This is a genomic window from Bacillus sp. GbtcB10, from assembly GCF_019091365.1.
Taxonomy (GTDB): Bacteria; Bacillota; Bacilli; order Bacillales; family Bacillaceae; genus Bacillus; species Bacillus altitudinis.
The window spans coordinates 459,743-472,485 of sequence record NZ_JAGXJP010000001.1 but is presented as its reverse complement, the minus strand read 5'-3'; the positions used below and the strand labels follow the sequence as shown (position 1 = coordinate 472,485).

Sequence of the window (12,743 nt, the reverse complement as noted above, 5' to 3'; positions counted from 1 at the left end):
TTTCCAGATTGTTGACACAGGGCTAAAATGAACTTGATTTTAGCCCTGTGTCTTCTTTTCAGCGTGATAGAAAACCTTTGCAGTCTAGGTAGGACGAGTACTGGCGCGGATCGAATGTAACATTCGTGAGCACTAGCACGCAGGACTGACAAAGAATGCAGGGTTTGTCTACACGCTGAAAACTCCCTTTTATATGAGGGAGTTTCTTTTTTTAAGGCTCACAGAAAGCGCTTTCGTCAAAATTTCTTCACATAAACTGTCTTAATTTTATATTCTGACTAAAACCCTTCTAGAAGACACCGATATTAACTATAGAAAAAGATAGTTAAAGGATTTGGTGAGATAATGGACAAAACATCGTTAATTGGTATTATTTTAGCATTTATTGCACTGAGTGTCGGTATGGTTTTGAAAGGTGTGAGTCTAACCGCTCTTATCAACCCGGCGGCTATATTGATCATTGTGGTTGGGACAATTTCAGCTGTTGTCATTGCCTTCCCATCTAGTGAAATTAAGAAAACACCAAAATTATTCGGCAAAATTTTCAAAGATAGCAAACTTCCAACGATACAAGAGATGATTCCTCTATTTTCAAACTGGGCACAAATTGCTCGTCGTGAAGGTCTTTTGGCATTAGAGGCAAATCTTGAGGAAGTCGATGACGATTTTCTAAAGAACGGCTTAAGTATGGCGGTTGACGGTCAAAGTGCTGAATTTATTCGCGACGTCTTAACAGAAGAAGTCGATGCCATGTCGGAGAGACATCAGTCAGGCGCATTAATCTTTACACAAGCTGGTACATACGCTCCGACTCTAGGGGTACTTGGTGCCGTTGTCGGACTTATTGCCGCACTTGCAAATATGGGAGACATTGAAGCACTTGGACATGCGATCAGTGCTGCCTTCGTCGCCACACTGCTTGGGATTTTTACAGGGTATGTGTTGTGGCATCCATTTGCCAACAAGCTGAAGCGTAAATCAAAGGAAGAAGTAAAGCTTCGTCTCATTATGATTGAAGGGATTCTTTCTGTCCTTGAAGGCCAGTCTCCAAAGGTCATTGAGCAAAAACTTCTGATGTACTTACCAGCAAAAGAACGTGCAAATCTTGTCATTGAAGAAGGAGAAAAACAGAATGGCTAGGAAACGTAAAAACCATGATCATGAAGACCATGTAGATGAGTCTTGGCTGATCCCTTACGCCGATCTTCTTACGCTTCTTCTCGCCCTCTTCATTGTGCTGTTTGCATCTAGCTCCATTGATGCGGCAAAATATGAACAGATGGCTAAATCGTTTAATGTTGTCTTTACTGGCGGCACTGGCGTAATGGACCAATCAAGCATGCAGAGCACCGAAGAAACAGAAAACAGCAATCAAACCAAAAAATCCGCAGAAGATGAAGAAGAAGAAGCAAAAGCGAAAGCTCGTGACCAAGCGGTTTTAACAAAGGTTAAAAAGCAAGTAGATTCATTCATTGCGGATAAAAAACTTGGTTCGAAGCTTGAAACAAAGCTGACGGATGAAGGTCTGCTTATTACAATTGAAGACAGCATCTTCTTTGATTCTGGGCGAGCGGTGATCCGCTCGCAGGATGTTCCGTTAGCCAAAGAAATATCAAAACTGCTCGTCATTAACCCTGCTCGTGATATCGTCATTAGCGGACATACAGATAACGTTCCGATTCGGAATTCTGAATTTGAATCCAACTGGTATTTAAGCGCCATTCGTGCGGTCAACTTTTTAAATATTCTCCTTGAAAACAGCAACCTAGACCAAGAGAACTTTAGCACAAAAGGTTACGGTGAATTTAAACCGATTGCCTCTAACGATACCGCAGAAGGCAGAAGTAAAAACAGACGCGTCGAAGTTCTTATTTTGCCAATTGAGAAAAAAGCAAAATAAATAGGAAGCCAGCAGCTTCCTTTCAGATCATGACAAAGGGCTAAAATGATGTTTATTTTAGTCCTTTGTTTTTCTTATGAGCGCGATTGAAAGCGCTTGTCGTTTATCGGTGCGCAGGACTGACACCATATGCGAGGATTAGTCTACATACTAAAAAGGAAGCCAGCGGCTTCCTTTTTTATGTGTTTATTCTTTATGATCATATAAATGCTTGGCACGCAGCCCTACATGTTTGAGCATATCGATGCAGGCATCCTTTTCCTCTTCACTAAGCACACTGATCATCTCGTGAATCTCTTTTGCATGATCTGGGAAGATGTCATCAAGCAAAGCTCTTCCCTGCTCCGTAATATGTGCAAATGTCACCCTGCGGTCTTCTGCACAAGCTTTCCGGCTAAGGAGTTCTTTTTTCTCCAATTTATCAACCACATACGTGATACTTCCGCTTGCGAGTAAGATCTTATCACCTATTTGCTGAAGCGGCTGATCACCTTTATGATAAAGCAATTCTAATACAGCAAATTCAGTTGGATTCAGACCGTGCTTCACAATATGTTTGTTCATGTGGTGGTTAATGGAGCGATAGGCACGTGATAGTACAATAAATAATTTCAAAGATTTCTCAACATTATGATTTTCCATTTTTTATCATCCTTTATGAAATGCAACCCACTAATGTGACATTAATAAACAATAAGTAAAATGTCAACATGTTGAACCATTTTTAGCATGAAAAAGAGACCAGAACGAATCACCTAATTTTTTAAAAATCTCACAAGTCATCGTAATAAAGATAGGTTCAATGCTATAATAAGTCTATTAGGTAATACGTTGGAGCGATGAATCATGAGTATACTGAAAGGGTTTTGGAAGAAGATCAAGCTTTACCTTATTTTGGTCGTGATTCCAACCCTCATCATTAGTTATTTTATCTACGAAAAAGAAACTGAGAAAATTGATGTAAAAAACAAACAAACCGCTACACTTATGTTAAATATTCACAAAAACCAAATGAATTATTTAATCAGTGAAACAGAAGCAAGATTAACTTCCCTTGCCATGGGATTTGACCAGCCGCTTGAAACGAAAAGAGTACAAAACATCCTAGAGAAAATCTATAAACAAGAACCTCGTTTTTCAGGCCTGTATCTCCTAGACCAAAAAGGAAATGTCACAGCCAGCACCACACCATTAAAGGAAAAAATCAACCTGTCATTTAGAGATTACTTTAAACGTATTCAAGTCACAAAACAGACCGTCATCACAGATAACTATGTAAGCCGCATTACTAAGCAGCGGATTCTCTCCATTTGTGTCCCTGTTTTGAATGAAAACGAAGAAGTCACGAATGTGCTAGTCGCTGCGATTCAAATTGATTATTTAAGAAATATTATGAATGTATTAAACCCAGAGCTTCATTTTAAGATGCTGAATCAAAATGGAGACGTTGTGTTTACAAGTGGTCCACAGCCAGCATCTGAAAGTGATAGTACCGTGTCTACATATTTAGATGAAAACAGCTGGAAGCTGGAGGTTTTTCCGCAGCGTGCGACAACAAGTGAAGTCCTGTCTGTGATGCTGTTTCCTTTATCCAGTGCATTTATTCTCTTAAATATCTTATTCACACTCGTCCAATATATCATTTTAAGACGACAAACCCAGCAGGAACGCCACCAAAATGAAGCACAAAAGCTTGAACTCATTGGAACACTTGCGGCAAGTACAGCGCATGAAATTCGCAATCCATTAACAGGCATTAGCGGGTTTATTCAACTTTTGCAAAAGAAGTATCGTTCAGAAGAGGATCAGCTTTATTTTTCTGTCATCGAGGAAGAAATTAAACGGATTAACCAAATCGTCAGTGAGTTTCTTGTGCTAGGAAAACCAACGGCTGAAAAGTGGCAAAATAATTCTGTGAAAGAAATTGTGAGCGAGATCATGCCAATTGTATTTTCTGAGGCGAACCTTTATAATGTCGAGGTTGATTTGCAAATTAATACCATTCAAGATGTTGGCGTGTATTGCACGAAGGATCACATTAAACAAGTGGTATTGAATGTAGCGAAAAACTCGTTAGAAGCGATGCCAAATGGCGGTCATTTGAAGATTGTCATTGAGGCTGAAAAAGAACAGGTCATCATAAAAGTGAAAGATACAGGTGAAGGTATACCAGAAGAGATGCTGAAACATATCTTCCTCCCTTTTATTACGTCGAAGGAAAAAGGAACAGGTCTTGGGCTTGTTGTGTGTAAACGGATCATTTCGATGTATGGGGGGACAATCGATATTGAGAGCGAAGTGAATAAAGGAACAACCGTGATCATCATGCTCCCTTCTGCACACTAATAGCTGAAACATTCAGCCGGTTTTGCTAATGGCAAGACCGGTTTTTTTGATGTCAATAAGAAGGACGATTGACAGAAAGGAGACTCATTTGTGATACAAGATCATGAAAGGAAGCAACAGATTGTTGTTCATGAAAAAGAAGATACTGATACTCATTCATCAGGTTGTCCAGTTCTTGACTATATTTAATTGTCGTCTCACCTGTATAGCCTTCTACTTGAGCAGCTTCTACCATTTGTCTTCTCTTTTCATCAATTGACATTAATAGCTGTTCTTTCCGTACATAAATATTCATGATCTCAGCTCCCGCTCTGAATTCGTCTGTCTACGCTCTAAATGATCCGACACCAAAATTATACTTTATTTGTAAATTAAATTAAATATGCTTATTTTATTTAATTTTTTACAGCCTAAAGACCTTTTACCCAATGAATTCTGGGGGTAAACTTCAAAATTGGACAGGACTGACACATTGATTAAACAGAATTTTATCCTATGCAGAAGACCAAAATCAACTATTTTCTCTCTCATTTTATGTCTATTTTCCTAAAAAAAAGCTGATCTTCCGCCTCATGCGAAATGATCAGCTCCCACTATTAAACCGTTTCTTCTTCGTAAATTGGCACCCAGCCCTCAGTTGTGACAAATATGCGAACGGCGACGACTTGACGATCTTCTTGAAGTGTAAAGTAGTGACGAATATTCGGAGGCACAGAAATTAAATCACCTGGATTCAGTCTCACATCAAAAAAGACGCCGTCTTTGCCTTGAATGGCAAAGATTCCATGACCGCTCACGATAAATCTGACTTCATCATCCGTATGATGATGCTCACGTTTAAAGTTTTGAAGCAGTTCATCCAGGTTAGGAGTCGCATCTGATAATGAAATCACATCCTGCGCTTTGTATCCTCTTCGCTCGGAAATACTCTTTATTTCCTCTTGAAACACAGTTAAAATTTCTTCCTTTTCATCATCTGTTAAATCGTACTTTTCTGATAACTGTTTTGGTAGTTTTTCAATATCCCAATGTTCATAAATGACCCCTTGCTGTTCTAAATACGCCTGGACCTCTTGTTCGTTCTCAAGTAACGTGTTCTCTTCATTATGAATGTAAATGGTCGCCATGTGTGTTTCCTCCTTTTTATTTAACAAGCTGCTTTTGATAAAGCGCTACTTTCAAATGATAGGTAAATAAAAATTCATAAGCCTCTAAGACTCGTTTGGCTTCAAATGCGGTTTTCCCCCAAACGGTGATGCCATGATTACGAATGAGTACAGCACCAGCATCGTCCGTCAGGTGCACTGCAAATTGCTCTGCAAGGTGCGGAATATGAGCTGGGTTTTCAATAATAGGAACAGTAACTTCTGCATCCTCTTCCCAATAACCAAGCGCTTTGATGATTTCGTTGCCTTTAAAACGAATTTCTCCTTTATCGCCATACAGCTCAGAAATGACATTGTTATCGATCGTGTGGACGTGAAGACAACATCCTGCTTTCGTCCGCTCATAAACGTATGTGTGAAGCAGTGTTTCAGCTGATGGCCTGAGCGGCTGATTCGGATGAACCGGCTGACCTGCTGCATCAACAAGAACAAAATCTTCGTCGGTTTCTTTTCTTTTATCTTTGCCGCTTGCCGTCACCAAAAACGTGATGGGATCATCCGACACTTTTATCGATAAATTGCCGCTCGTTCCGTAAAACCAGTCTCTTTGTGCCAATTCACGTTTGACGTCTGCTAGTTCCTTCCAGCGTTTACTCTTCTCGTCTGCCATTCCTTCACTTCCTTTATTTGATCAAATTGCGCTTTTAGATCAACAAATGTTTCATACTCTTTATGTACGAGCCCTAGCTCTTTACATTCGTTCAGTAAATAATCACGCGCAAACGTGAGATCCGCATGTTTCGCTGCCTCAATATCAGTCACTGAATCACCAATCATGATAATAAAATCATCTTCCTGCGTCAGCTCTCGAATAATGGAAGGCTTGCAGCAGCCACAGCCATTTTGGCATTCTGAATCACAAGCATGCGGCCATTCAATTTGAATATGGTCTTCTTTAAATGATGCATGGTTACAATAAATATTCTCTTGTTCGACAATCCCTTCAAGGATGGGATAGACAAAAAAGTCCATACCGCCGCTGAGTACATAGAAAGGAATGTCTGCTTTTGTGACATCATCGACAAACTGTTCAAATCCTTCACGAATCTCTGTATCCTCTAAAATAAATGACCGAATGGCTTCTTTCTGATCACTCGTCAGTAACTGAAACATCTGTCCGACGCCTTCTTGGATCGTGATTTCTTTTGCTAGAACACCATCCTTCCATTTCGTCCATTCTTTTGGAGCAAACTGCTTCATGATGCGAATGATATTATCATTTTTCGTAATCGTGCCATCAAAATCACAACATACAATTGGTTTTTTCATTTATTCTGCTACCCTTCCCCAAAGATCAAGTGCTGCTTGTAAGTCTTGACAAGTTGACGCTTTTTCTTCGATAGACTCTTTTTTGACTACCGCATCAATGATCGAACGAAAGGCTTTCCCTCCTCCAATTGCTCCCCGCGGATGTCCGTGAATTCCCCCGCCTGCATTAATGACATGATCAAGTCCAAAATCTTTGACTAAGATCGGCACCATTCCCGGGTGAATGCCTGCTGAAGGGACAGGAAATGTTTGTTGAACTGTATCCTCTTTCACACATGCTTCGAAAATGCCAATGGCATCTTTTTTCGGAAGGGCGACTGATCCATAAGGAGAGGGAAAAAGACTTAAATCAGCGCCAGCATATCGATTTAATTTGCCTAAAAGAAGAGAATGCGAGAATCCATAGTCTGGAGAGGATGTCATTGCACCGCTCACTGCCGGATGTGCCATGATCGGCAATGGGATCTCTGGATCTTCAGCCAAGCTTTGCATGACATCAAGTCCATAGGCAAAAACGTTGAATAATAGCGCATCAGCCCCGAGTTCGGCTGCCTTTCTTGCTCGATCTTTCAAATCAAAAGTTCTACCAGTTAAATTAACAGCATAAAGCGTGCGATGTCCTGTCTCTTCATATGTTTCTTTTAATATCTTTTTTCCTTCCTTGATTCGATCTTCAAAAGGGGCTAATGGGCTTTCAAATAAAATCTCATCATCTTTGATGAAGTCTACTCCACCTAAAGCCTGTAAGCGGAGCTGTTCTTTTAAATCCTCCATATCACGACCGATCACGCCTTTAAATATACTCATCAATAGCGGCCGATCAAACACGCCTACTTTCTTTCGTATCCCCTCAATGCCAAATACCGGTCCTGGCAGACAGCTTTTAAACCTTTCCGAAAATTCGATATCGACGAGCTTTACTTTCCCATCCAGTGAAAGCTTTCCAAAAATCGTCGTCAACACCGCTGGTATATCAGCTGAAAAGTTCGCCTCAGGATAAGCAATGGTCACCTCTGATTGATACAGACCACCAATTGAGGGAGACTGTTCTTTTACGCTCACCACACGGCCTTTATGTTTTTTCAGCTGCTCCTTTTTGAGCTGCGGCAAGTCCGTCCATGACCCGACCGTTAACCCAAGTGCGATCTGCTCTGCTTTTCGGTCTATTTGTTCATCCTCTCGATGTGTTAGTACGTATGTTGCCAGTAGTTCACTCACTAGGAATCCCCTTTCGATTGCGTCCTGTATATGGTCAATAAAAAAACCTCTTTAAGTGCTTGATCAGCGCGTTAAAGAGGTTTCGTCTCATTCATCCGAATCTTATCTCTCAGCGCTTGCTGCAAGAATTAGCACCGTGCTTCATGGAAGTCGGTTGCCGGGCTTCATTGGGCTAGTCCCTCTGCCTACTCTTGATAAGAATATTCAATTTTCTTAAATATTGCCTGAATTATCGCACCATTTTTTTACGTTGTCAATGGCTTTTTTTCAAATAACTGCAAGGCAGCGATACGATCAGCTGCTTCCTTTAGCCGCTCCTCACTTGTTAAAAGTCCGACTCTGACGTAGCCTTCACCGTGAGCACCAAAGCCATTCCCGGGTGCAACAACAACATGTGCTTTTTCTAACAATACATCAGAAAAGGTTTCAGATGTATACCCTTCAGGCACCTTTAACCAAGCAAAAAACGAGCCCTTTGGCGCACTGACGTCCCAGCCAATCTCTTTGCATGCATCAATCCAAGTATTCCGTCTTTTTTCGTACCGATCATTTTGTAATTGAACACACGTTTGATCGCTTAAAAGTGCTTCTGCTGCTGCATCTTGAGTTGCTTTAAACAGTGACACAAACAGGTGATCCTGATAAAGCTCAATGGCTTCGATAACAGAGGCATTCCCTGCTGCAAAACCGACTCTCCAGCCAGCCATATTATACGTTTTGGACAATGTATAGATTTCAATACCCGTCTCTTTTGCTCCGTCTATTTGCAGGAAACTAAGGGGCTTTTCGCCGTCAAACCCTATGCCGCCATATGCAAAATCATGGACAACACACATCTTATTTTCACTCGCAAACGCAACAGTATCTTCAAAAAATGTCCGGGTTGCAGTCGCACCAGTTGGATTATTTGGATAATTTAAGTACATCAATTTTGCTTGATTCTTATCTTCCTCAGACAGTTGGTGGTAGTCAGGCAAAAAGTTATTTTGTTCAAGAAGAGGCATTGTGACCATGCGAGCTCCGGCAAGCACAGCGCCTGACCAGTAATCAGGATATCCTGGGTCTGGAACAAGCAGCGTATCACCTGGATTCAGTAAACATTGCGGCAATTCGACTAGTCCCGCTTTTCCTCCAAATAAGATGGCAATCTCTGTCTTTGGATCAAGCGTGACGCCATATTCTCTTTCATAAAAAGCAGCTGCGGCCTTTTTTAGTTTCGCTGTCCCGCGGAATGAGGAGTATTGATGATTTTCAGGTTTTGCTACCGCTTCCTGCATCGCTTTCACAATATGTGGAGGAGTGGGCTGATCAGGATTTCCTTGACCTAAATTAATCACATCTGCTCCTTCCTGCACTTTTTTCTGTACTTTTTGTACAAGCGACGCAAAAAATTGTTTCGGTAAATGTTTCAATACATCCGATTGCTGGAATTCCATTTTTTCACCTTCTATTCAAGTTACATGACAATACAATCACTGTAATGGATTGTTTTATGAATTGTAAAGCAATTTTGAAAAAAGATTGACATGTGAACTGCAGCTCTGATAATATCTAGAATTAAGAAATGCAAGCAGACATGAAACAATTACATATTGATTTCTCTTATCGAGAGTTGGGCGAGGGATTTGGCCTTTTGACCCCAACAGCAACCGACCGTTAATACCACTGTGAAGTGGGGCGCAGCAAGAACAGCGCCAAGACAATTCATTGTCTTATAGGGCACGGTGCTAATTCCATCAGACGTATGTGCTGAGAGATAAGAGAGGCTTCGAGCATACACGCCATCAAGCCTCTTTCTCTCAGGAGAAAGAGGCTTTTTTATATGATTTGGAGGGGAAGCAATTGGTTACACTTACGGCATCATATGAAGAATTAACAGAAAGTTCGGCAGTTGCACTTGCCATTAGACTTGGATTGATTCAGGAGAGCAGTCATTTAACATGCACTGAAATCGGTGACGGAAATTTAAATTACGTCTTTCATATTTATGATCACAAACAAGCAAAAGGACTGATTATCAAGCAGGCCCTTCCTTACGCAAAAGTCGTTGGAGAAAGCTGGCCGCTGACATTAGATCGTGCAAGAATTGAAAGTGCAGCACTCATCAAGCAGTCAGAGTATGCACCTCATCTTGTACCAGCCGTCTATTATTCGGATACAGCTCTTGCAGTGACGGCAATGGAGGATCTATCACACCTTGAAATCGTCAGAAAAGGGCTAATTGCCGGAAAACATTATCCGTATTTATCAGATCATGTCGGAGAATTTTTAGGCAAAACACTATTTTACACGTCTGACTTTGCCACAAATCCTAAAATCAAAAAACAATTCGTGAAGCAGTTTACGAACCCTGATCTTTGTGACATTACAGAAAAACTCGTCTTCACAGATCCTTTCTTTGACAGCGAAACGAATGACTTCGAAGAGGAATTAAGAGAAGAAGCACAAGCACTATGGGCTGATCTTGAACTGCAAGCAAAAGCAGCCGAATTGAAACGGATCTTCTTAACCTCTGCTGAAACACTGGTACATGGAGATCTTCATACAGGCAGTATTTTTGCAAACGAAACGGAAACGAAAATCATTGATCCAGAGTTCGCTTTTTACGGTCCTTTCGGATTCGATATCGGTCACTTTATTGCCAATCTGTTCATAAATGCTTTATCTCATGAGAATGAGCAGGATCAGCAGCACCTTTTTGATCATGTCGTCAATGTGTGGGCAACATTCAAAGAAGTGTTCACAAAAGCATGGAAAGAAGACAGTATTGAAGCGTTTAGTGTATCGGACAGCTTTTTAGAAACAACGTTTGACCGTATTTTAAAAGAAGCCACCGGCTTTGCTGGCTGTGAGCTTGTTCGCCGAACCATCGGTCTTGCGCATGCGGCTGATCTCGATGCGATTCCATCACATTCTAGAAGGCTTCAGCAGAAAAAAGCAGCACTTACACTAGGAAAAACATTCATCAAACAATATCAAGCAGTGGAAACAGCGTCTGACCTCGTCGCATTATTCCAGCAAACTGTAAAGGAGTGACGAGTTTTGTCTAAAGAATTTGAAGTTCCCCGTTCCGTCGAATGGGAAGAAAACCGTATCAACATTTTGAATCAGCAAAAATTACCCGCTGAAACCGTGTTTGAGCATTTATATACAAAAGAAGATGTGTATGATGCCATTGTGACGCTAAAAGTGCGCGGAGCACCTGCTATTGGCATTACAGCGGCTTTTGGGCTCGCACTCAGTGCACAAGAGATTGATACAGAAGACATTGATCTCTTTAAGCGAGAAGTCGCTCGCCTGAAAGAATATTTAAACAGTGCTCGTCCAACCGCTGTGAATCTTGCCTGGGCATTAGACCGGCTTTATCAGCGCACTCAGCGTGCTGCTTCGGTGAATGCAGCCAAAACTGATCTTGTCCATGAAGCCATACAAATTCAAATCGAAGATGAAGAAACATGCCGGCAAATCGGCCAAAATGCTCTTCAGCTCTTTAAATCTGGTGATCGAATTATGACCATTTGCAACGCAGGCTCCATTGCCACAAGCCGGTACGGAACAGCGCTTGCACCCTTTTATTTAGCGAAAAAGAAAAACCTCGATCTTCACATTTACGCATGTGAAACACGTCCTGTCCTTCAAGGCGCTCGTCTGACGACATGGGAATTGATGCAGGGCGGCGTAGATGTGACGCTTATCACGGATAATATGGCAGCCCATACGATGAAAGAAAAACAAATTTCTGCCGTTATTGTTGGTGCAGATCGAATCGCTAGAAACGGTGATACAGCAAATAAAATTGGAACGTTAAGTCTGGCTATTTTAGCTAAACACTTTCAAATTCCATTTTTTGTGGCTGCGCCTCTTTCGACCTTTGATGTGTCAACTCAGGATGGGTCAGATATTCCGATTGAAGAACGCGACCCGCAGGAAGTAAAGGAATTAAACGGCATCCAAATTGCGCCTCCTGACGTGCAGGTATTTAACCCTGCCTTTGATGTCACTCCTCATCACCTCATTTCCGGAATCATTACAGAAAAAGGCATTATCACTTCCAACTATACAGAAGAGATTGATGCACTATTCACCGAAAGCGTGTCACTTTAATCAAACAAAAGCGCGGAGTTCTTATCATTTAAGAGCACCGCGCTTTTTTGTTTCGTTCGTTTTTGCTAATATTTCTTTTTTCTGTTCTTCTGTCAACACGTTCATTTTGACACATAGTGATGTGACAGCGTACATTTTATCTTTTTTGCCCCATAACATGTTAGCAGCCTCCTTTTTCCCTAGACCAACTTTTTTAGCTTAATAAAAGGATATGTCGCTCACTAAACATTTGGAACAGGTCAATTCATTTATTTTTGAACAAATGGGATGCCTTCTAATTCTAACAAGATCGCTTTCATCCCTGTCTTCGTCCCTGCATAACCAGTCAGAGTCATGTCTTTTCCAATGACCCGGTGACACGGGATAAAAATAGGCAATGCATTGCGTCTATTAGCCTGTCCAATGGCTCTGACAGCCTTTGGATTGCCGATCGCTTCTGCAATATCAGCATAGCTTTTTGATTCACCATACGGAATAGTAGAAAGTGCCTCCCACACTTGCTCTTGAAACGGAGAACCTGCTTGCTTGAGCGGGAGATCGAACACTTTCCGATCGCCCTTAAAATATTCATCCAGCTGTTTTTTCGCTTCTTTTAATACAGGCGTGTCTTCTTGTTTAAAACGGTCTCTCTGCTCTTTGACCAAAAACGATTCATCATCAAACTTCACTTCAATGATGGCACCATCTTTCTCTAGTATGTATAATGCCCCGATTGGTGCGGTATAGACTGTATAATACAC

At 41.3% G+C, this 12,743-nt stretch carries 14 protein-coding genes and 1 riboswitch; of the genes, 5 read left to right on the top strand and 9 right to left on the bottom strand.

Going from position 1 to position 12,743, the window contains the following annotated elements; all coding sequences use genetic code 11:
• The first annotated feature begins 345 nt into the window (after positions 1-345).
• Both motA and motB read left to right on the top strand, forming a co-directional pair.
• Positions 346-1,140 (top strand): flagellar motor stator protein MotA, encoded by a 795-nt coding sequence (motA, locus tag KVT11_RS02625; RefSeq protein WP_008346088.1) that lies wholly within the window; start codon positions 346-348, stop codon positions 1,138-1,140.
• Complete coding sequence (motB, locus tag KVT11_RS02620; RefSeq protein ID WP_019743067.1) at positions 1,133-1,900, top strand: flagellar motor protein MotB; 768 nt, start codon at positions 1,133-1,135, stop codon at positions 1,898-1,900. The genes motA and motB overlap by 8 nt, the downstream gene beginning before the upstream one ends.
• A 186-nt stretch (positions 1,901-2,086) precedes the next feature.
• Here motB and mhqR read toward each other — a convergent pair whose 3' ends face one another.
• Positions 2,087-2,542: a MarR family transcriptional regulator MhqR gene (gene mhqR / locus KVT11_RS02615; protein ID WP_003211701.1), complete on the bottom strand. Its 456-nt coding sequence runs from the start codon at positions 2,540-2,542 to the stop codon at positions 2,087-2,089.
• 204 nt (positions 2,543-2,746) lie between these two features.
• Between mhqR and KVT11_RS02610 the strand changes: the two genes are divergently transcribed.
• A complete protein-coding gene (locus KVT11_RS02610; protein ID WP_035392257.1) occupies positions 2,747-4,246 on the top strand; it encodes a sporulation kinase KinD in 1,500 nt (499 codons plus the stop codon).
• A gap of 52 nt (positions 4,247-4,298) precedes the next feature.
• On the opposite strand, the gene KVT11_RS02605 is transcribed toward KVT11_RS02610, so the two are convergent.
• The 6 genes from KVT11_RS02605 to KVT11_RS02580 form a co-directional block, all read right to left on the bottom strand.
• A complete protein-coding gene (locus KVT11_RS02605; RefSeq protein ID WP_008346101.1) occupies positions 4,299-4,541 on the bottom strand; it encodes an aspartyl-phosphate phosphatase Spo0E family protein in 243 nt (80 codons plus the stop codon).
• Between the two features lie 301 nt (positions 4,542-4,842).
• Positions 4,843-5,373, bottom strand: a complete 531-nt coding sequence (locus KVT11_RS02600) for a 1,2-dihydroxy-3-keto-5-methylthiopentene dioxygenase (RefSeq protein WP_024719646.1) — start codon at positions 5,371-5,373, stop codon at positions 4,843-4,845.
• A 16-nt stretch (positions 5,374-5,389) separates the two neighbouring features.
• A complete protein-coding gene (locus tag KVT11_RS02595) occupies positions 5,390-6,022 on the bottom strand; it encodes a methylthioribulose 1-phosphate dehydratase (protein WP_025207241.1) in 633 nt (210 codons plus the stop codon).
• Entirely contained in the window at positions 5,986-6,681 is a 696-nt protein-coding gene (locus KVT11_RS02590) for a 2-hydroxy-3-keto-5-methylthiopentenyl-1-phosphate phosphatase (protein WP_116306783.1), read from the bottom strand. The genes KVT11_RS02595 and KVT11_RS02590 overlap by 37 nt, the downstream gene beginning before the upstream one ends.
• Complete coding sequence (gene mtnW, locus KVT11_RS02585) at positions 6,682-7,899, bottom strand: 2,3-diketo-5-methylthiopentyl-1-phosphate enolase (protein ID WP_035392259.1); 1,218 nt, start codon at positions 7,897-7,899, stop codon at positions 6,682-6,684.
• A gap of 99 nt (positions 7,900-7,998) precedes the next feature.
• A riboswitch (SAM riboswitch) is annotated at positions 7,999-8,100 on the bottom strand.
• 44 nt (positions 8,101-8,144) lie between these two features.
• Positions 8,145-9,335 (bottom strand): pyridoxal phosphate-dependent aminotransferase, encoded by a 1,191-nt coding sequence (locus tag KVT11_RS02580; RefSeq protein ID WP_046343376.1) that lies wholly within the window; start codon positions 9,333-9,335, stop codon positions 8,145-8,147.
• A 406-nt stretch (positions 9,336-9,741) separates the two neighbouring features.
• On the opposite strand from KVT11_RS02580, the gene mtnK reads away from it, so the two are divergent.
• Together mtnK and mtnA are read left to right on the top strand one after the other, a co-directional pair.
• Positions 9,742-10,935 carry an S-methyl-5-thioribose kinase gene (mtnK, locus tag KVT11_RS02575; protein ID WP_017359452.1) on the top strand — a complete coding sequence of 398 codons (1,194 nt, stop codon included), beginning with the start codon at positions 9,742-9,744 and terminating at the stop codon, positions 10,933-10,935.
• A gap of 6 nt (positions 10,936-10,941) precedes the next feature.
• Positions 10,942-12,003, top strand: coding sequence for an S-methyl-5-thioribose-1-phosphate isomerase (gene mtnA / locus KVT11_RS02570; protein ID WP_048002458.1), 1,062 nt, complete (start codon positions 10,942-10,944; stop codon positions 12,001-12,003).
• A gap of 24 nt (positions 12,004-12,027) precedes the next feature.
• Here the strand turns inward: mtnA and KVT11_RS21245 are convergent, their stop codons facing one another.
• Both KVT11_RS21245 and KVT11_RS02565 read right to left on the bottom strand, forming a co-directional pair.
• Complete coding sequence (locus tag KVT11_RS21245; protein WP_017359454.1) at positions 12,028-12,162, bottom strand: hypothetical protein; 135 nt, start codon at positions 12,160-12,162, stop codon at positions 12,028-12,030.
• A gap of 89 nt (positions 12,163-12,251) precedes the next feature.
• Positions 12,252-12,743, bottom strand: a complete 492-nt coding sequence (locus KVT11_RS02565; RefSeq protein WP_081114183.1) for a methylated-DNA--[protein]-cysteine S-methyltransferase — start codon at positions 12,741-12,743, stop codon at positions 12,252-12,254.